Source organism: Crossiella sp. S99.2 (genome assembly GCF_023094165.1).
Taxonomy (GTDB): Bacteria; Actinomycetota; Actinomycetes; order Mycobacteriales; family Pseudonocardiaceae; genus Crossiella.
The window spans coordinates 241,354-259,863 of record NZ_JALMDK010000014.1 but is presented as its reverse complement, the minus strand read 5'-3'; the positions used below and the strand labels follow the sequence as shown (position 1 = coordinate 259,863).

Here is an 18,510-nt window from a genome sequence, read left to right as displayed (position 1 = left end):
CGAACCCGGAAGCTAAGTCCTCCAGCGCCGATGGTACTGCATGCGTGAGCGTGTGGGAGAGTAGGACGCCGCCGAACAATCATTCGAGAGGGGCTTGTCCGCCGGTAAGGTGGGCAAGCCCCTTCTTGTGTTGTTGGTTGTTCGGGAGGATTTGGTGGTTTCAGACAGGCGGCCCGGTGAGGACCGCGGAGACGGTGCTCCTCGGCGCTCCGGTGGTGGAGCGGGCAGGCCGCGTGGCGACAAGCCACCATACGGTCGGTCCGGTGGTTCTTCGAGCGGTGATCGCTCAGGCTCCGGTGACAACCGCAGGCAGGGCGGGTATCGCGACGCGCAGTCGGGCGACCGGCGTGAGCGTGGCGGTTCCAGCTGGGGTCGTGGCGGTGACCGGCAGGATCGGAACTCCAGTGGTGACTCGTCTCGCGGCGGGCGCTACGAAGGTGGCGGCTCGCGTGGTGGCTACGGCCAGCGCGATGATCGGCCACGTCGTTTTGAGCAGGATCGTGATCGACCACAGCGTGGCAGCCGCGATGACCGTCCCGCTTCCGGGGACCGGCCGCGCTGGCAGGACAACCGTGGCGATGACCGTGGGGATCGGGGCGGCTTCCGTCGCGACGACCGCGGTGGCCAGGGTGGTTTCCGGGGTGCCGACCGTGGTGGTCAGAGCAGCTTCCGGCGTGACGATCGAGGCGGCCAGAGCAGCGGCTTCCGTCGCGATGATCGCGGTGGTCAGGGCGGGTTCCGCCGGGACGACCGTGGCGACTCCCGGAGCAACGACCGTGGCGATCGCGGTGGTTACCAGCGGGACGACCGTGGTGGGTTCCGCAAGGACGACCGTGGGGACCGGGGCGGATTCCGTAAGGATGACCGCGGCGACCGTGGTGGTCAGGGCGGCTTCCGGCGTGACGATCGCGGTGGTCAGAGCGGTGGTCAGAGCAGCTTCCGGCGTGATGATCGAGGCGGCCAGGGCGGGTTCCGCGGCCGGGACGATCGTGGTGGCCAGGGTGGCTTCCGCCGGGACGATCGCGGTGACTCCCGGAGCAACGACCGTGGTGACCGTGGCGGTTACCAGCGGGATGACCGTGGCGACCGTGGTGGGTTCCGCAAGGACGATCGCGGCGACCGGGGCGGATTCCGTTCGGATGACCGGGGTGGGTATCGCGGCAACGACCGCGGCGACCGTGGTGGCCAGGGCGGTCAGGGTGGTTTCCGGCGGGATGACCGGCCTCGGCAGGATCGTCCGTACGGGGACAAGCCTGCCTACGGAGGCGACAAGCCGCGGTACGGCGACAAGCCCCGTTATGACAAGCCGAAGTTCGACAAGCCCAAGTTCGACAAGCCGCGGGCGGACGGGGACGACCGTCCTCGCTACCAGAAGCGTGACGACCGGCCCCGTCGGGACGGCAAGCCCGGGTTCCGGGACGGCCGTGCGGTTGAGGAGTCCGGTGGCGTCCAGGGTGTGGAGGGCTCGGAGACGGGTGGCTTCCGCCAGGAGGATCGGGGCGAGCAGGGCTCGGTAACCAAGGACGATCGCGGTGCCGCCGACCGTGCCGACCAGAGTGTTGTCCGCAAGGACGACCGTGCTGACCAGGGCAGTGCCGGTGGCGATGACCGTGGCGGCGCCCAGGGCGAGGACCGTGGTTTCCGCAAGGACGACCAGGGCGGCCAGAGCGGTTACCGGAGCGCGGATCGCGGTGGTCAGGGCGGGTTCCGCCGGGACGACCGGGGCGGCGACCGCGGTGATCGCGGCGGGTACCGGGGTGCTGACCGCGGCGGCGATCGTGGTGGGTTCCAGCGGGATGACCGCGGTGGGTACCGGGGCAATGACCGTGGCGACCGGAGTGGCTTCCGCGGGAACGACCGGGACGATCGCGGTGGGTTCCGCCGGGATGACCAGGGCGACCGTGGTGGGTACCGCAAGGACGATCGCGGGGACCGGGGCGGCGACCGTGGTGGGTCCCGTTCGGATGACCGGGGTGGCTTCCGCGGCAACGACCGTGGCGACCGCGGTGGGTTCCAGAGCGATCGGGGTGGGGCTGAGCGGCCTCGTTCCTCCGGTTCTGGGGATCGGCCGCGGTACGAGAAGCCTGCTTACGGCAATCGGGAGGATCGGCCGGCTCGTGAGGTCCGGCATGGTCGTACCGACGCCGACCGGGCTGAGGGCGCTGAGCGTCGTTACCCGGCGCAGGACCGGCCGCGTGGGCGGGATGACCGCTTCGACGCGGGCGAACTGCGGCGGGATCAGCTTGAGGAGCTGGTGGAGCCGGAGCTTCCCGAGGATGTCGAACCCGGTCAGCTGGACGCCGGTGTTCGTTCGGACCTGCGGACCCTGTCCAAGAGCCTGGCCGAGCTGGTGGCCAAGCACCTGGTGATGGCCGGTCGGCTGATCGACGAGGAGCCGGAGCAGGCGCTGGCGCATGCCCGGTTCGCTCGGCGGAAGGCCTCGCGGATCGGGCTGGTGCGGGAGGCGACCGGACTGGCCGCTTACCACGCGGGCGAATGGTCCGAGGCTCTTGCCGAGCTGCGGGCGGCGCGGCGGATGACCGGTAGCTCCGGGCACCTGGCCGTCATGGCCGACTGCGAGCGGGCACTGGGCCGGCCGGAGCGGGCGCTGGAGCTGTCCCGGTCGACCGAGGCCGCGGCGCTGACCGCGGACGAGGCTGTGGAGCTGCGGATCGTGGCTGCCGGCGCACGTCGGGATCTGGGCGAGCTGGACGCCGCGGTGGTGGCGTTGCAGGGGCCGGATCTGGATGTGAAGCGGCGGGATCCGTGGAGTGCGCGGCTGTTCTACGCCTACGCGGACAACCTGGCCGCGGCCGGCCGGACCGATGAGGCGATCCAGTGGTTCATCTCGGCTGCCGAGGTGGACGACGAAGGTGAGACCGACGCGGCTGAGCGGGCCATCGAGCTGGGCGCGGGGCCCGTGGTGCCGGTGGACGCCGAGGAACTGGGCGAAGGCCAGGACCAGGAGCACGGTCAGGACGAGAACGAGGACGAGGCTGAGGAATCGGCTGCGGACTTGGACGACGCTGACGCTGGCCGGGACGACGTGGCGGACCAGGGCGATGCCTCGGGCCGGGGCGATGTCTCGGACCAGGCGGTTGCTTCCGAGGTGGTTGCGGACTCGGGCCAGGGCACGGACATGGTCGTGGACTCGGCTGAGGCCGCGGAACCGGTTGCGGAGTCTGTGCGGGTTGCGGACGAGGTTGCGGTTGAGCCGGCGGCCTCGGTTGAGGCTGCTGGTTCGGGTGAGACCGGTGCTGTGAAGTCCGTTGATGGGACGGTTCGGGACAACTGATGACGACGTTGCTGGATGCGCACGACGCGTTGCTGCTGGATCTCGACGGCACCGTGTACCGCGGTGGGACCGCGGTGCCCGGGGCGCCGGAGGCGATCGCTGAGGCCAAGCGGCGCGGGCGTGCGCTCCGGTACGTCACCAACAACGCCTCGCGGGCGCCGGAGGCGGTGGCACAGCACCTTCGGGAGCTGGGGTTTCCGGCCGACGTCCGTGAGGTGAGCACCAGTTCTCAGGCCGCCGCGGCGGTGCTGGCCGCGAAGTTGGCGGCCGGGTCGCCGGTGCTGGTGGTGGGGGCTGAGGCGTTGCGGGCTGAGGTTCGGGCGGTGGGGCTTCGGGTGGTCGAGGCCGCGGCGGACGAACCTGTCGCCGTGGTGCAGGGGCATTCGCCGGAGACCGGGTGGGCTCAGCTGGCTGAGGCCTGTATCGCCATCCGGGGTGGGGCTTACTGGCTCGCGTCCAATGTGGACGCCACCTTGCCGACCGAGCGTGGGTTGCTGCCGGGGAACGGCTCGATGGTGGCCGCGTTGCGGACCGCCACCGGGCTGGCGCCGGAGGTGGCCGGGAAGCCGGAACCGACTCAGTTGGTGCTGGCCGCCGAGTCGGCTGGGGCTTCGGCCGCTTTGGTTGTGGGGGATCGGTTGGACACCGATATCGCCGGGGCCAGTGCGGCTGAACTGCCTGCTTTGGTGGTGCTGACGGGGGTGGCCACGCCGGAGGGGTTGCTGGCGGCCGTTCCCGAGCAGCGTTGCCGTTATATGTCTGAGGATCTTGGCGGGCTGGTCGCGCCGGTGGAGCACGTCGAGGTTGGCGTGCGGGCCGGGTGGCGGGTTGAGGTTGTGGACGGCGGGCTTCGGCTTAGCGGGGCTGATGAGAGCGGGGAACCGTTGTCGGCGCTGCGGTCGTTGTGCGCGGTGTGGTGGGGCGCGGGCGGTGGCGCTCCTTCGGGGGTGACGCCGGTGGGCGCCGAGGCTGAGGCGGCGTTGCGGAAACTGGGTATAGCGTGGTGAGCATGACGCCCGAACAGCCGGTGGCGGAGATCGACTCCGCCCTTGTCGGTCTGCAGGACCTGGACTCGGTGCCGCTGGCCGAGCACGTGGCCAGGTTCGACGCGGTGCACACCGCGCTGACCTCGGCGCTGTCCACGATCGATCAGGTCTGACCCATGCCTCGGCGGGTACGGCTGGACGCCGAACTGGTGCGCCGCGGGCTCGCCCGCTCCCGCGAACACGCGGTGGAGCTGGTGAACGCGGGCCGGGTCACCGTGCGCGGCACGGTCGCGAGCAAACCGGCGACCGCGGTGGAGACCGACGCCGCGGTGGTCGTGCGCGAGGACGCCGACGATCCCGGCTGGGCCTCGCGCGGCGCGCACAAACTGCTGGGCGCGCTGGAGGTCTTCGGGCCGTTGGGGCTCACCGTGACCGGGCGGCGCTGCCTGGACGCGGGCGCGTCCACCGGTGGGTTCACCGATGTGCTGCTGCGCGGCGGGGCGACCGAGGTGGTCGCGGTGGACGTCGGCTACGGCCAGCTGGTGTGGAAGTTGCAGACCGACGATCGGGTGAAGGTGTTCGACCGCACCAACGTGCGGAATCTGACGCCGGAACAGATCGGCGGGACCGTTGATCTTGTGGTGGGTGATCTCTCGTTCATCTACCTGCGCTTGGTGCTGCCCGCACTGGCCGCCTGCATGGCGGATGGCGCGGACCTGGTGCCGATGGTGAAACCGCAGTTCGAGGTGGGCAAGGAGCGGCTCGGCTCCGGTGGCGTGGTGCGCGATCCGGAACTGCGGGTCGAGGCCGTCACCGGGGTGGTCGCCTCGGCGGCCGAGTCCGGACTGACCCTGCGCGGCGTCACCGCCAGCCCCTTGCCGGGGCCCTCCGGCAACGTCGAGTATTTTCTCTGGCTTCGCCGGGGAGTGCCGTTGGCCTCGACTGAGGCCGAGCAGCTGGTTCGGGCCGCGGTCGCCGCGGGTCCGCAGTAGGCACTGGAGGTAGACCGTTCATGACCCGTGAGCTTTTGCTCGTGGTGCACACCGGCCGTCCGGAGAACCGGCGCACCACCGAGTACGTGGCCGGGAAGCTACGGCAGGCCGGGCTGAAGCTGCGGGTCCTGGTGGAGGAGGCCGCGGACATCAACGCGGCCTGCTACGACACCATCGTCGCGCACACCGACGAGGCCGCCGAGGGCACCGAACTCGTGCTGGTGCTCGGTGGTGACGGAACCCTGCTGCGGGCCGCCGAACTGGCCAGGCCAGCCGGGGTGCCGGTGCTCGGGGTCAACCTGGGCCGGGTGGGCTTCCTGGCCGAGGCCGACTCCGAGGAACTGCACGAGGTGGTGGCCGCGGTCATCGACCGGACCTACCACGTCGAACAGCGGATGACCCTGGACGTGATCGTCCGGCTCAACGGGACCGTGCTGGCCCGCACCTGGGCGCTCAACGAGGCCAGTGTGGAGAAGTCCAGCCGGGAACGGATCCTGGACGCGGTGCTGGAAGTGGACGAGCGCCCGGTGTCCGGCTTCGGCTGCGACGGGGTGCTGGTCGCCACGCCGACCGGGTCCACCGCCTACGCCTTCTCCGCAGGCGGGCCGGTGATCTGGCCCGAGGTGGAGGCGCTGCTGGTGGTGCCCAGCAACGCGCACGCGCTCTTCGCCCGGCCGCTGGTGGTCTCGCCGAACTCGCTGGTCGCGGTGGAGGTCGCGCCCGGCGGGCACCCGGCGGTGCTGTGCTGCGACGGGCAGCGCACCGTGGAGCTGCCGCCCGGCGCGCGGGTGGAGGTCGTCGGCGGGAAAGTGCCGGTCAACCTGGTGCGGCTGAAGAAGGAACCCTTCGCCGACCGGCTGGTGCGCAAGTTCTCGCTGCCGGTCCAGGGCTGGCGCGGACCAGTTATCCCCAACCGGTAGGCACCCCTGGCGCGAATGTCGGTCCGGCCCAGTAGTGTCTGGGCTGTGCTGGCCGAGATGCGCATCCAGGGCCTCGGCGTGATTGCCGACGCCACCCTCGAACTGCACCCCGGCCTCACCGTGGTCACCGGTGAGACGGGTGCTGGCAAGACAATGGTGGTGACCGGGCTCCACCTGCTCTCTGGCGGTCGCGCGGAAGCCTCCAGGGTGCGGACCGGGGCTGAGCGCGCCACCGTCGAGGGAACCTTCCAACTCCGCGGTGACGACGCGCGCGCCGGGGCCGCCCAGGCGCTGAGCGTGGCCACCGAGGCGGGCGCCGACGTCGACGACGACGGCAGCCTCATCACCGTGCGCTCGGTGAGCGCCGACGGACGGTCCAAGGCCCACCTGGGCGGGCGCAGCGTGCCGGTCGGGCTGCTCTCGGAGCTGACCGAACAACTGCTCGCCGTGCACGGGCAGAACGACCAGCTCCGGCTGATGCGCACCGGCGAGCAGCGCGCCGTGCTGGACCGCTTCGCCGGCGCCGGCATCGCCGAACCGCTGGCCGAGTACCGCGAACTGCGCGGGCAGTGGATCGCGGTGGCCAGGGAACTAATCGAACGCACCGAACGCGCCCGCGAGATGGTCCGCGAGGCCGAGATGCTGCGGCATGGGCTGGGCGAGATCGAATCCGTGGCCCCGCAGCCCGGCGAGGATACCCAGCTGGTCCACCGGGCCCGCCGGCTCGCCGACGCCGACCAGCTGCGGGAGACCGCCTCCGGGGCCGCGCACGCCGTCGCCGGCGCCGCCGACGGCGATCCCGACCAGCCCGGCGCGCTCGGCCTGATCGGCGAGGCCCGGCGCAGGCTGGCCGCGGCCGAGGACCCGGCGCTGCGCGAACTGGAACCCCGGCTGGTGGAGGCGGCGGCGCTGCTCACCGACGTGGGCACCGAATTGACCACCTACCTGGAGCAGCTCGACGCCGATCCGGCCGAGCTGGAACGAGTGCTGGCCCGGCAGGCCGAGCTGAAGCAGCTCACCCGCAAGTACGCCGCGGACGTGGACGGCGTGCTGGCCTGGGCCGCCGACGCGCAGGCCCGGCTGACCGGCCTGGACACCTCCGAGGAGACCCTCGGCAAGCTCGCCAAGCAACGGGACGCGCTGGCCAGGAAGCTGGCCAAGATCGCCGGCACGCTCACCGCGATCCGGCGCACCGCGGCCGAGCAACTGGCCAAGGCGGTCACCGAGGAACTGGCCGGACTGGCCATGGCGCATTCCCGGATCGAGCTGACCGTGCAGCACAAGCCGGCCGCCGAGGGCGACGAGCTGTCGCTCAAGGTCGGCAACGAGCTGCTGCAGGCCGGGCCGGACGGGGTGGACGAGGTCGAGCTGCTGCTCGTCGCGCATCCCGGCGCGCCCGCGCTGCCGGTGCACAAGGGCGCCTCCGGCGGTGAGCTGTCCCGGGTGATGCTGGCCATCGAGGTGGTGCTCGCGCACACCGACCCGGTGCCCACCCTGGTCTTCGACGAGGTCGACGCCGGGGTCGGCGGCCGGGCCGCGGTGGAGATCGGTCGGCGGCTGGCCAAACTGGCCCGCAGCCACCAGGTCATCGTGGTCACCCACCTGGCCCAGGTGGCCGCCTACGCCGACCGGCACCTGTTGGTGGACAAGAACATCGGCGCCGAGGGACTGACCAAGTCCGGGGTGCTGGTGCTCAACCACAACCAGCGGGTGGTGGAGCTGGCCCGGATGCTGGCCGGGCTGGAGTCCACCGAATCCGGCCGCGCGCACGCCGAGGAGCTGCTGGCCACCGCGGAGGCATACACCCAGGCACTGCGCCCGTAGTTCACCGCCGGTAGCGGTGGGCGGCTGTACCGATTTCGTGTCCCCCAAGGGTTGACGTGGGATGATTCCCCGGCGTGCCTAGGCAAAGACCCGCCGGGGGTTTGTCACCATCCGCACATGAAGCTCACGGGCCTGCTCAACCGAACCAGTCAGTCCCTGCCTGGAGTCCACGGGCCGGCCAGGGTGGACCGTCGCTCCGGCGACCTGATCCGCAGACTCGGGCCCGGCGACATCGCCGTGCTCGACCAGCTCGACCTGGATCGCCGCACCGCGGACGCCCTGGTGGCGGCCGAGGTCGCCGGGGTGGTCAACGCCTCCGCCTCGATCTCCGGGCGTTTTCCCAACCTGGGGCCGGAGATCCTGATCAGCGCGGGCATCCCGCTGATCGACGCGGTCGGCCCCGAGTTGCTGCGCAAGATCAAGGACGGCGCCCGGATCCGGCTGTTCGAGGGCGGGATCTTCCAGGGTGAGACCGAACTCGGCCGTGGCACCGAGCAGACCGCGGACTCGGTGGCCGACCAGCTCATCGAGGCCAAGGCGGGCATGGCCGCGCAGCTGGAGGCATTCTCCGCGAACACCATCGAGTTCCTGCGCCGGGAACGCACGCTGATCCTGGACGGGGTCGGCGTGCCCGAGCTGTTCGTGCCGATCAAGGACCGGCAGGTGCTCATCGTCGCCCCCGGCTACGGGCACCGCGACGACCTGCGCAAACTCAAGCGCTACATCCGCGAGTACCGGCCGGTGATCATCGGCGTGGAGGGCGCGGCGGACACGCTGAAGGAGGCCGGGTACGCCCTGGACGTGATCGTCGGCGACCCGGACGGGATCAGCACCGTCACCCTCAAGGCAGGCGCCGAGGTGGTGCTGCCCGCGCAGATGGACGGGCACGCGCCCGGCCTGGAACGCATCCAGGACCTCGGCATCGGCGCGGTCACCTTCCCTGCCTCCGGCAACCCCGAGGACCTCGCGCTGCTGCTGGCCGAGGCGCACGGGGCCGACCTGGTGGTCACCATCGGCTTCCAGGCCACCCTGCACGAATTCCTGGACCGGGGCCGCTCCGGCTCCAACCCCTCCACCTTCCTCACCCGGCTGCGCCTGGGCAGCAAGGTCGTCGACGGCCACGCCGTGGTCAGCCTGTACCGCAGCCGGGTCTCGGTGCTCTCCGTCCTGCTGCTGGTCGTCTCCGCGCTCGCCGTGCTCATCGCCGCCGTCGCGGTGACCAGCGTGGGCAGCGCCTACGTCGACATCGGCGTGGACTACTGGAACGACTTCCTCTCCTGGCTCAAGGGGCTCTTCTCGTGATCACACTGCGGTACCACGTCGTCTCCATCGCGGCGGTGTTCCTCTCGCTCGCGCTGGGCATCATGCTCGGCTCCACCGTGATCAGCGACCGGCTGCTGTCCGGGCTGACCGGGGAGAAGGACTCACTCGGACAGAAGGTCGCCGACCTGCAGGCCGAGCGCAACGCGCTCAACGCCCGGCTGACCGACGCGGACCGGTTCGGCACCATGGTCGGCCCGCTGGCGGTGCGCGGGCAGCTGGACAAGCGGACCGTGGTGCTGATCAGCACACACGACGCCAACCCGGCCGACCGGGACGCGCTGACCGAGCTGATCAAGGCAGCCGGTGGCAGCGTCACCGGTGAGTTGCAACTCACCGACACCTTCACCGACCCGGCCAAGGCCGACCAGCTGCGGGACCTGGTGCCGCGGCTGGTGCCCGCGGGTGTGCAGTTGCCGACCGCGGCCACCGATCCCGGCACCCTGGCCGGCGGGTTGCTCGGGCCGTTGTTGCTGCTCAACAACCAGAACAGGCCGCAGGCGAGTGGGGATGAGTCGGCGGCGGCGATGAGCGGGCTGGCCAATGGCGGGTTCGTGCGGGTCGGGCGGGGGATCACCCCGGCGCAGCTCGCGGTGGTGCTCACCGGTGGGGCGACCGGTGGCGAGGATCCGGGGGACCGGTCGGCGATTCTGGCCCGGTTCGCGACTCAGCTGGATCGGTCCGGGGCGGGGGCGGTGCTCGCGGGGCGGTCCGGGTCGGCTGATGGGAACTCGGCGATCGGGATCGTGCGGGCGGACACCTCGGCGACGTCGATCCTGTCGACGGTGGACAACGTGGACACGGCGGCGGGGCGGGCGGTGACCGTGATGGCGTTGCGGGAGCAGCTGGAGGGGCGGTCCGGGCGGTATGGGAACGCGGGCAACGCGCAGGCTCCGGCGCCGCAGGGTCTTGGGTAGGGCGGTCGGCTGCTGAGCGTCCGCTTGGGCCAACTCGGCGTCCGCTTTGGCCAGAGCGGCGTACGAGTTGGGCCAACTCGGTGTCTGTAACGGCCAACTCGGGGTACGACAACGGCCAACACTCGGGTGGGGGTGGGAGGGCTATACATCACCCGTTCGGGGGGACGCGGGGGAGGTGGGGGTGCGGTAGCGGTGCTCGGACGTGTTACGGTCGCCTCCCGTGGATCGAGGGGGCGCTCGCGCGGTTGGGAGCCCCGACACCACACCCGACCAGCGACGGCGTCGAGTTGATTCACGGGAGTACCCCTTGGTGTTGCAGGCCCGCACGACCAAGCACGTGTTCGTCACCGGAGGCGTGGCCTCCTCTCTCGGCAAGGGGCTCACCGCCTCCAGCCTCGGGCAGTTGCTGACCGCTCGCGGACTCCGCGTGACCATGCAGAAGCTCGACCCCTACCTCAACGTCGATCCCGGGACGATGAACCCGTTCCAGCACGGCGAGGTGTTCATCACCGAGGACGGCGCCGAGACCGACCTCGACATCGGTCACTACGAGCGCTTCCTGGACCGCGACCTGGGTGCGGCGGCCAACGTCACCACCGGGCAGGTCTACTCCGAGGTGATCGCCAAGGAGCGGCGCGGCGAGTACCTCGGCGACACCGTCCAGGTCATCCCGCACATCACCGACGAGATCAAGTCGCGGATCACCGCGATGGCCGCCGCCGGTGAGGACGGCACCGCGCCGGACGTGGTGATCACCGAGGTCGGCGGGACCGTGGGCGACATCGAGTCGCTGCCGTTCCTGGAGGCCGCCCGGCAGGTCCGGCATGACGTGGGCCGGGACAACGTGTTCTTCCTGCACGTCTCCCTGGTGCCCTACCTCGCCCCCTCCGGCGAGCTGAAGACCAAGCCCACCCAGCACTCGGTGGCCGCGCTGCGCAACATCGGCATCCAGCCGGACGCGATCGTGTGCCGGGCCGACCGGGAGATCCCGGACGGGCTCAAGCGCAAGATCGCGCTGATGTGCGACGTGGACGGCGAGGCCGTGGTGGCCGCCCCGGACGCGCCCTCCATCTACGACATCCCGCGGGTGCTGCACTCCGAGGGCCTGGACGCCTACGTGGTGCGCCGCCTCGGACTGCCGTTCCGGGACGTGGACTGGACGGTGTGGGGCGATCTCCTGGAGCGGGTGCACAAGCCCAGCGACACCACCCGGATCGCGCTGGTCGGCAAGTACGTCGACCTGCCGGATGCCTACCTGTCGGTGACCGAGGCGCTGCGCGCCGGTGGCTTCGCGCACCGGGCCAGGGTGGAGATCCGCTGGGTCCCCTCCGACCAGTGCGAGACCCCCGCCGGCGCCGCGCAGGCGCTGGCCGGAGTGGACGGCGTGCTGGTGCCCGGCGGATTCGGTGTGCGCGGTATCGAGGGCAAGGTGGGCGCCATCCAGCACGCCCGCACCCGTGGCATCCCGGCGCTGGGCCTGTGCCTTGGCCTGCAGTGCATGGTGATCGAGGCCGCCAGGGGGCTGGCGAAGATCGACGGGGCCAACTCGGCGGAGTTCGACGAGAGCGCCAAGCACCCGGTCATCTCCACCATGGCCGACCAGCAGGACGTGGTCGCCGGTGAGCGGGACATGGGCGGCACCATGCGGCTGGGCTCCTACCCGGCCAAGCTCACCCCCGGCTCCCAGGTGGCCAAGGCCTACGGCGCCACCGAGGTCACCGAACGGCACCGGCACCGTTACGAGGTCAACAACGCCTACCGGGACAAGCTCAGCAAGGCCGGGCTGGTCTTCTCCGGCACCTCGCCGGACGGGCACCTGGTCGAGTTCGTCGAACTGCCGGCCAAGACACACCCGTTCTTCGTCGGCACCCAGGCGCACCCCGAGTTGAAGAGCAGGCCGACCCGGCCGCACCCGCTGTTCTCCGCCTTCGTCCGGGCCGCGCTGGACTACCAGGCCGCCGAACGGCTGCCGGTGGAGCTGCCCGAGACCGCGACCAGCGCGGCGGGTGTCTGATGTCCACTGTGGAGCGTGGCGCGCACGAGTTCAGCGTGGCCAAGTCCCAGGACGTCTACGCCGGGCGGGTGATGGCGCTGCGGGTGGACGACGTGGTGATGCCCGGCGGCAAGGTCGCCACCCGGGAGGTGATCGAGCACCCGGGCGCGGTCGGCGTGATCGCGCTGGACGAGAACGACAACGTGGTGCTCATCCACCAGTACCGGCATCCGGTCGGGCAGCGGCTGTGGGAGCTGCCCGCCGGACTGCTCGACGCCGAGGGCGAGGATCCGGCCATCACGGCAGCGCGCGAGCTGGCCGAGGAGGTCGGGCTGGCCGCCACCGACTGGTCGGTGCTGGTCGACGTCTCCGGCTCGCCAGGGTTCATGGACGAGGTCATCCGGGTCTACCTGGCCCGCGGTCTGTCCACTGTGGAGCAGCTGGCGGACACCGGCGATGAGGAGGCCGACCTCGTGGTGCGGCGGGTGCCGCTGAGCGAGGCCGTGCGGATGGTGCTCTCCGGTGCCATCATCAACGCTGCCACGGTGTCCGGGGTGCTGGCCGCGCACGCGGTGCTCTCCGGCGCGGCGGAGACCAGGCCGGTCGACGCCCCGTGGGAGTCCAGGCCGCACCGGTTCGCGCGGCGCCGCAGCGGCTGAGCAAGAGCTAGGCGGAGGAGGAGTCGACGTGCGAGTCGGTGTCCCTCGTGAGGTCAAGAACCACGAGTACCGGGTGGCCATCACCCCGGCCGGCGTGGTGGAACTGGTGCGCCGCGGCCATCAGGTCCTGATCGAACGGGAGGCCGGCCTCGGCTCCTCCTTCCCCGACTCCGACTACCTCGCGGCCGGGGCGAAGATCCTCAACTCGGCCGAGGACGTGTGGGCCGAGGCGGACCTCGTGCTCAAGGTCAAGGAGCCGATCGCCGAGGAATATCACCGGATGCGGCGCGGGCAGACCCTGTTCACCTACCTGCACCTGGCCGCCAGCCGGGACTGCACCGAGGCGATCGTGGCCGCCGGGACCGACGCGGTCGCCTACGAGACCGTGCAGCTGCCGGACGGCTCGCTGCCGCTGCTCGCGCCGATGAGCGAGGTGGCCGGGCGGATGGCCCCGCAGGTCGGCGCGCACACCCTGGAACGCGCCGCCGGCGGCCGCGGGGTGCTGCTGGGCGGAGTGTCCGGAGTGCCCGCCGGCAAGGTCGCGGTGATCGGCGCGGGCGTGTCCGGGATGAACGCGGCCACCATCGCGCTCGGTCTGCAGGCCGAGGTGGTGGTGCTGGACAACAACATCAACCGGTTGCGGCAGATCGACTTCGTCTACCGCGGCCACCTGCAGACCATCGCCAGCAACGCCTACGAGATCGAACGGGCCTGCCTGTGGGCGGACCTGGTGATCGGCGCGGTGCTGGTGCCCGGCGCCAAGGCGCCCAAGCTGATCGGCAACGACCTGGTGGCCCGGATGCGGCCCGGCTCGGTGCTGGTGGACATCGCCATCGACCAGGGCGGCTGCTTCGCGGACTCCCGGCCGACCACGCACGGCGATCCGGTCTTCGGCGTGCACAACTCGGTCTTCTACTGCGTGGCCAACATGCCCGGCGCGGTCCCGCACACCTCCACCTGGGCGCTGACCAACGTCACCCTGCCCTACGCGGTGGCCTTGGCGGACAAAGGTTTGCGCGCGGCGGTGCGGGAGGATCACACCCTGGCCAAGGGGGTCAACGCGATCGGCGGGCACCTGGTGCTGGCCGAGGTCGCCGCCGCGCACGGCCTCCCGCACACCGAGCTGACCGACGCACTGGCATGATGCGCCCCTGAGAACTCCTGCGGCGGAGGGACCGGCGCACTGAACGGCGATGCGACAACCAGCCCGGTGGCGATCCCCGCCGCGCTCTCGGCCGCCGTCGGCAGGTACCTGGACCACCTCACCGTGGAACGCGGCACCGCCCGCAACACCCTGGACTCCTACGCCCGCGACCTGCGCCGCTACACCGAACACCTGGCCGTGGCCGGGGTCGGCTCGCTGCCGGAGGTGACCGAGCGGCACGTCGCGGAGTTTCTGGCCGGACTGCGCGAAGGCGACGGGCAACGGCCGCCGCTGGCCGCCTCCTCGGCCGCGCGCGCGGTGGTCGCGGTGCGCAGCCTGCACCGCTTCGGTTACCGCGAGGGCCTGCTCAGCGCCGATGTGGCCAGCGGGGTGCACCCGCCGACCCCGCCGCGCCGGCTGCCCAAGGCGCTGCCGGTGGACGATGTGCTGCGGCTGCTGGACGGGGCGGGCAGCGAGGACCCGCGTGGACTGCGGGACCGGGCGCTGCTGGAGCTGCTCTACTCCACCGGCGCGCGGATCTCCGAGGCGGTCGGGCTGGACGTGGACGACGTGGACCCGAGGGAACGCACCGCGCTGCTGGACGGCAAGGGCGGCAAGCAGCGCCTGGTGCCGGTGGGCCGGCCCGCGCTGGCCGCGCTGGACGCCTACCTGGTGCGGGCCCGGCCGGTGCTGGCGGCCAAAGGGCGGGGCAGCGCGGCGGTGTTCCTCAACGCGCGCGGTGGGCGGCTGTCCCGGCAGAGCGCGTGGCAGACGCTGAAGGACTCGGCCGAACGGGCAGGCATCGCCGGGGACGTGTCTCCGCACACACTGCGGCACTCCTTCGCCACCCACCTGATCGAGGGCGGGGCCGACGTCCGGGTGGTGCAGGAGCTGCTCGGGCACGCCTCGGTGACCACCACCCAGGTCTACACCCTGGTCACCGTGAACACCCTGCGCGAGGTCTTCGCCACCGCCCATCCACGGGCCCGGGGCTAGCCACTCCGTTGTGCCGAATGGGTGCCGTGGCCCTGATGACCAGGTCGGACGGGTCCCGGCGAGGCGCGTTGCCGCTGTGACCCGCGAAGCCTACGCTCGCCAGCAGGGTCTACCCGCCGACACGAGGAGTCAGGTCAGATGTCCACACCGCAGCCAGCCTTTGGGCGGCCCCGTGGTGAGGCGGCTGACCTCAGCCTGGCGCCCAAGCCCGCTGACCTGTCCGAGGAGCACGTTCCGCATCTCGCCACGGGCGAGATGGGGCCCACCGGACGGCCGATGCGGCACGTGCCGGAGCCCTCGCTGCTGGCCGGGCACGGACCCGCCAAGGTCCTCGCGATGTGCAACCAGAAGGGCGGGGTCGGCAAGACCACCTCGACCATCAACCTGGGCGCGGCGCTGGCCGAGTACGGCCGCCGGGTGCTGCTGGTGGACTTCGACCCGCAGGGCGCGCTCTCGGTGGGCCTCGGCGTGCAGCCACACCACCTGGACCGGACCATCTACAACGTGATCATGGAGCGCTCGGCCACCATCGAGGAGACCGTGCTGCGCACCTGCGTCGAGGACATGGACCTGTTGCCCAGCAACATCGACCTGTCCGCCGCCGAGGTGCAGCTGGTCTCCGAGGTCGGCCGCGAGCACACCCTGCAGCGCGCGCTGCGGCCGGTGCTGGACCACTACGACTACATCCTCATCGACTGCCAGCCCTCCCTCGGCCTGCTCACGGTGAACGCCCTGGCCGCGGCGGACGGGATGATCATCCCGCTGGAGTGCGAGTTCTTCAGCCTGCGCGGGGTCGCGCTGCTCATCGACACCATCGAGAAGGTGCGCGAACGGCTCAACCCGCGGCTGGAGATATCCGGGATTCTCGCCACCATGTACGACCCGCGTACGCTGCACTCCCGAGAAGTCATGGCCCGGGTAGTGGAGGCGTTCGGGGACATCGTGTACGACACCGTGATCAACCGCACCGTGCGGTTCCCCGAGACCACCGTCGCCGGCGAGCCGATCACCCGCTGGGCCCCCCGCTCCGGCGGGGCCAAGGCCTACCGGGCGCTGGCCCGCGAGGTGATCGCCAGGTGAGCAGCCCCGCTGTCGCAGGGCCGGTCGAGTGACCACAGTGGACACACCGGACACTCCACAAGGGACGGACGAGAACGGCCGCTTCACCGTGCGGCTGGCCAACTTCACCGGTCCGTTCGACCTGCTGCTGCAACTGATCTCGCAGCACCAGATGGACGTCACCGAGGTGGCGCTGCACCAGGTCACCGAGGACTTCATCGCGCACATCCGGGTGCTCGGCGACGCCTGGGACCTGGACGAGACCACCGAGTTCCTGGTCATCGCGGCCACCCTGCTCGACCTCAAGGCGGCCCGGCTGCTGCCCGCCGCCGACGTGGACGACGAGGACGACCTGGCGTTGCTGGAGGCGCGCGACCTGTTGTTCGCGCGGCTGTTGCAGTACCGGGCGTACAAGCAGGTCGCGGCGCTGTTCGGCGAGCTGGAGGCGACCGCGTTGCGGCGCTACCCGCGCTCGGTGGCCATGGAGGACCGGTTCGTCGAGCTGATGCCCGAGGTGATGCTCGGCGTCGACCCGCGCCGCTTCGCCGAACTGGCCGCCGCGGTGTTCCGGCCCAAGCCGCCGCCGGTGGTCGGGCTGGCACACCTGCACATGCACCCGGTGTCCGTGCGCGAGCACGCCGGGATCCTGCGGGTGCGGCTGGCCGAACTGGGTGAGGCGAGCTTCGCCGAACTGACCACCGACTGCACCGAGACGGTGGAGGTGGTGGCCCGGTTCCTGGCGCTGCTGGAGCTGTACCGGGAGACCGTGGTGCTCTTTACCCAGGAGGAGCCGCTCGGGGAGCTGCTGGTGCGCTGGGTGGGCGGCAGCAAGGAGCAGGCGGAACTGGCCGCCGCGGCCGCGCTGGCCGTGGCGGATGAGGAGGAGTACGGGTGACCGAGAACGGCACTCCGGTGGCGGACGAGCAGGTCGCGGAGCCCGAGGTGGCGGCCGAACCGGTGGCGGCTGAGGTGGACGCGCCGCTCGCGGCGGAAGTGGACGCGCCGGAGGAAGAGGACGAGGACGCGGCGGTCGTCGGCGGCCTGCCCGACCTCAGCGAGGACGGCGCGCTGGACGCCGCGCTGGAGTCGGTGCTGCTGGTGGTGGACGCGCCCGCGCCGGAGGAGGTCCTCGCCGACGCGCTGGACGTCTCGGTGGCCAGGGTGACCGTGGCACTGGGCAGGCTGGCCGCCGGGTACACCGAGTCCGGTCGCGGAATCGACCTGCGCCGGGTGAGCGACGGCTGGCGGTTCTACACCCGGGACGTGCACGCGCCGTTCGTGGAGCGGTTGCTGCTCAACGGACAGCGGGCGAAACTGACCCGCGCCGCGCTGGAGACCCTGGCGGTGATCGCCTACCGCCAGCCGGTCACCAGGGCTCGGGTGGCCGCGGTGCGCGGGGTGAATGTGGACGGGGTTATCCGCAGTCTGCTCGCTCGTGGTCTGATTGAGGAGACTGGTGCGGATCCGGACACCAACGGCCTCCTGTACCGCACCACAGAGCTGTTCCTGGAGCGATTGGGGTTGTCCTCGGTGAAGGAACTGCCCCCGCTCGCCCCGTTGTTGCCGGAAGTGGACTCGATCGACGATGTCTAGTAGTGAGCCGCAGGGTGTGCGGTTGCAGAAGGTGCTCTCCAAGGCCGGGATCGCCTCCCGCCGAGTGGCGGAGGACATGATCGCCGAAGGCCGGGTGGCCGTGGACGGCGAGATCGTCACCGAACAGGGCCGCCGGGTCGACCCGGAGCTGGCGGTGATCCACGTCGACGGCCTGCGCGTGATGGTCACCGGCAACCTGGTGCACCTGGCGTTGAACAAGCCACGCGGGGTGCATACCACCATGTCGGACGACCGCGGCCGCCCCTGCGTCGGCGACTACGTGGCCGACCACGAGGAACGCCTCTTCCACGTCGGCCGCCTGGACGCCGAAACCGAGGGTCTGCTGCTGCTGACCAACGACGGCGAGCTGGCGCACCGCCTGATGCACCCCTCGTACAACGTGTACAAGACCTACCTGGTGGAGGTCGCCGGGCCGGTGCACCGGGACCTGGGCCGCAAGCTGCTGGCCGGGGTCGAGCTGGAGGACGGGCCGGTGCGGCTGGACAAGTACCACGTCAAGGACGCCAACGGCGGACGGGTGCTGATCGAGGTCGTGCTGCACGAGGGCCGGAACCGGATCGTGCGGCGGTTGTTCGACTCGGTGGGGCATCCGGTGCTGCGCCTGGTGCGCACGGCGGTGGGGGAGGTCCGGCTGGCGGGGTTGCGCCCCAGCGCGTTGCGCCCGCTCACCCGGGCCGAGGTAGGGGCTTTGTACAAGAACGTGGGTCTCTGACCCGGCTGCCCGTCGCCGGGCTCCGGCCGTTGTTGTACGACTCGGTTGGCGAATCGGCGGTGTGATCCGCACTCCCAGA

17 protein-coding genes and 1 rRNA gene are annotated in these 18,510 nt (G+C 71.3%); 17 read left to right on the top strand and 1 reads right to left on the bottom strand.

Annotation, left to right across the window (positions count from 1 at the left end; genetic code table 11):
* A 5S ribosomal RNA gene (gene rrf, locus MZC64_RS39095) occupies window positions 1-77 on the top strand; the annotation flags it as partial.
* A gap of 209 nt (window positions 78-286) precedes the next feature.
* Here rrf and MZC64_RS39090 read toward each other — a convergent pair.
* Complete coding sequence (locus MZC64_RS39090; protein ID WP_247764713.1) at window positions 287-2,131, bottom strand: hypothetical protein; 1,845 nt, start codon at window positions 2,129-2,131, stop codon at window positions 287-289.
* 123 nt (window positions 2,132-2,254) lie between these two features.
* Here MZC64_RS39090 and MZC64_RS39085 point away from each other — a divergent pair, with 123 nt between their 5' ends.
* The 16 genes from MZC64_RS39085 (at window position 2,255) to MZC64_RS39010 (ending at window position 18,431) form a co-directional block, all read left to right on the top strand.
* On the top strand, window positions 2,255-3,295 hold the full coding sequence (locus MZC64_RS39085; RefSeq protein WP_247764712.1) for a hypothetical protein: 1,041 nt from the start codon (window positions 2,255-2,257) through the stop codon (window positions 3,293-3,295).
* Window positions 3,292-4,302: an HAD-IIA family hydrolase gene (locus MZC64_RS39080; protein WP_247764726.1), complete on the top strand. Its 1,011-nt coding sequence runs from the start codon at window positions 3,292-3,294 to the stop codon at window positions 4,300-4,302. The genes MZC64_RS39085 and MZC64_RS39080 overlap by 4 nt, the downstream gene beginning before the upstream one ends.
* A 2-nt stretch (window positions 4,303-4,304) precedes the next feature.
* Entirely contained in the window at window positions 4,305-4,454 is a 150-nt protein-coding gene (locus tag MZC64_RS39075; protein ID WP_185008226.1) for a hypothetical protein, read from the top strand.
* 3 nt (window positions 4,455-4,457) lie between these two features.
* Window positions 4,458-5,273 (top strand): TlyA family RNA methyltransferase, encoded by an 816-nt coding sequence (locus MZC64_RS39070; protein ID WP_247764711.1) that lies wholly within the window; start codon window positions 4,458-4,460, stop codon window positions 5,271-5,273.
* A gap of 20 nt (window positions 5,274-5,293) precedes the next feature.
* On the top strand, window positions 5,294-6,193 hold the full coding sequence (locus tag MZC64_RS39065; protein WP_247764710.1) for an NAD kinase: 900 nt from the start codon (window positions 5,294-5,296) through the stop codon (window positions 6,191-6,193).
* Window positions 6,194-6,238: 45 nt separating this feature from the next.
* Window positions 6,239-8,017, top strand: coding sequence for a DNA repair protein RecN (gene recN, locus MZC64_RS39060; RefSeq protein WP_247764709.1), 1,779 nt, complete (start codon window positions 6,239-6,241; stop codon window positions 8,015-8,017).
* A gap of 117 nt (window positions 8,018-8,134) precedes the next feature.
* A complete protein-coding gene (gene steA / locus MZC64_RS39055) occupies window positions 8,135-9,319 on the top strand; it encodes a putative cytokinetic ring protein SteA (RefSeq protein ID WP_247764708.1) in 1,185 nt (394 codons plus the stop codon).
* Window positions 9,316-10,254, top strand: a complete 939-nt coding sequence (locus tag MZC64_RS39050) for a copper transporter (RefSeq protein ID WP_247764707.1) — start codon at window positions 9,316-9,318, stop codon at window positions 10,252-10,254. The genes steA and MZC64_RS39050 overlap by 4 nt, the downstream gene beginning before the upstream one ends.
* Window positions 10,255-10,561: 307 nt before the next feature.
* Window positions 10,562-12,268: a CTP synthase gene (locus MZC64_RS39045; protein WP_247764706.1), complete on the top strand. Its 1,707-nt coding sequence runs from the start codon at window positions 10,562-10,564 to the stop codon at window positions 12,266-12,268.
* Window positions 12,268-12,906: an NUDIX hydrolase gene (locus MZC64_RS39040; protein WP_247764705.1), complete on the top strand. Its 639-nt coding sequence runs from the start codon at window positions 12,268-12,270 to the stop codon at window positions 12,904-12,906. The genes MZC64_RS39045 and MZC64_RS39040 overlap by 1 nt, the downstream gene beginning before the upstream one ends.
* A gap of 28 nt (window positions 12,907-12,934) precedes the next feature.
* On the top strand, window positions 12,935-14,050 hold the full coding sequence (ald, locus tag MZC64_RS39035) for an alanine dehydrogenase (protein ID WP_247764704.1): 1,116 nt from the start codon (window positions 12,935-12,937) through the stop codon (window positions 14,048-14,050).
* 66 nt (window positions 14,051-14,116) lie between these two features.
* Window positions 14,117-15,046, top strand: coding sequence for a site-specific tyrosine recombinase XerD (gene xerD, locus MZC64_RS39030; protein ID WP_247764703.1), 930 nt, complete (start codon window positions 14,117-14,119; stop codon window positions 15,044-15,046).
* 255 nt (window positions 15,047-15,301) lie between these two features.
* Window positions 15,302-16,126, top strand: a complete 825-nt coding sequence (locus tag MZC64_RS39025) for a ParA family protein (RefSeq protein WP_247764725.1) — start codon at window positions 15,302-15,304, stop codon at window positions 16,124-16,126.
* Between the two features lie 37 nt (window positions 16,127-16,163).
* On the top strand, window positions 16,164-17,000 hold the full coding sequence (locus MZC64_RS39020; RefSeq protein WP_247764702.1) for a ScpA family protein: 837 nt from the start codon (window positions 16,164-16,166) through the stop codon (window positions 16,998-17,000).
* The gene (locus MZC64_RS39015; protein ID WP_247764701.1) at window positions 16,997-17,698 is read left to right on the top strand and encodes an SMC-Scp complex subunit ScpB; all 702 of its coding nucleotides are present in this window, start codon (window positions 16,997-16,999) and stop codon (window positions 17,696-17,698) included. The genes MZC64_RS39020 and MZC64_RS39015 overlap by 4 nt, the downstream gene beginning before the upstream one ends.
* Entirely contained in the window at window positions 17,691-18,431 is a 741-nt protein-coding gene (locus tag MZC64_RS39010; RefSeq protein ID WP_247764700.1) for a pseudouridine synthase, read from the top strand. Before MZC64_RS39015 ends, MZC64_RS39010 begins: the two co-directional genes overlap by 8 nt.
* The last annotated feature ends 79 nt before the right edge of the window (window positions 18,432-18,510 follow it).

What these genes read in the sequence shown, in the direction of transcription:
- MZC64_RS39025 (WP_247764725.1), top strand. Translation starts at nt 15,302, where the DNA reads ATGGGGCCCACCGGACGGCCGATGCGGCACGTGCCGGAGCCCTCGCTG.
- MZC64_RS39090 (WP_247764713.1), bottom strand. Translation starts at nt 2,131, where the DNA reads ATGCCGGACCTCACGAGCCGGCCGATCCTCCCGATTGCCGTAAGCAGG.
- MZC64_RS39040 (WP_247764705.1), top strand. Translation starts at nt 12,268, where the DNA reads ATGTCCACTGTGGAGCGTGGCGCGCACGAGTTCAGCGTGGCCAAGTCC.
- steA (WP_247764708.1), top strand. Translation starts at nt 8,135, where the DNA reads ATGAAGCTCACGGGCCTGCTCAACCGAACCAGTCAGTCCCTGCCTGGA.
- MZC64_RS39075 (WP_185008226.1), top strand. Translation starts at nt 4,305, where the DNA reads ATGACGCCCGAACAGCCGGTGGCGGAGATCGACTCCGCCCTTGTCGGT.
- MZC64_RS39070 (WP_247764711.1), top strand. Translation starts at nt 4,458, where the DNA reads ATGCCTCGGCGGGTACGGCTGGACGCCGAACTGGTGCGCCGCGGGCTC.
- MZC64_RS39010 (WP_247764700.1), top strand. Translation starts at nt 17,691, where the DNA reads ATGTCTAGTAGTGAGCCGCAGGGTGTGCGGTTGCAGAAGGTGCTCTCC.
- MZC64_RS39065 (WP_247764710.1), top strand. Translation starts at nt 5,294, where the DNA reads ATGACCCGTGAGCTTTTGCTCGTGGTGCACACCGGCCGTCCGGAGAAC.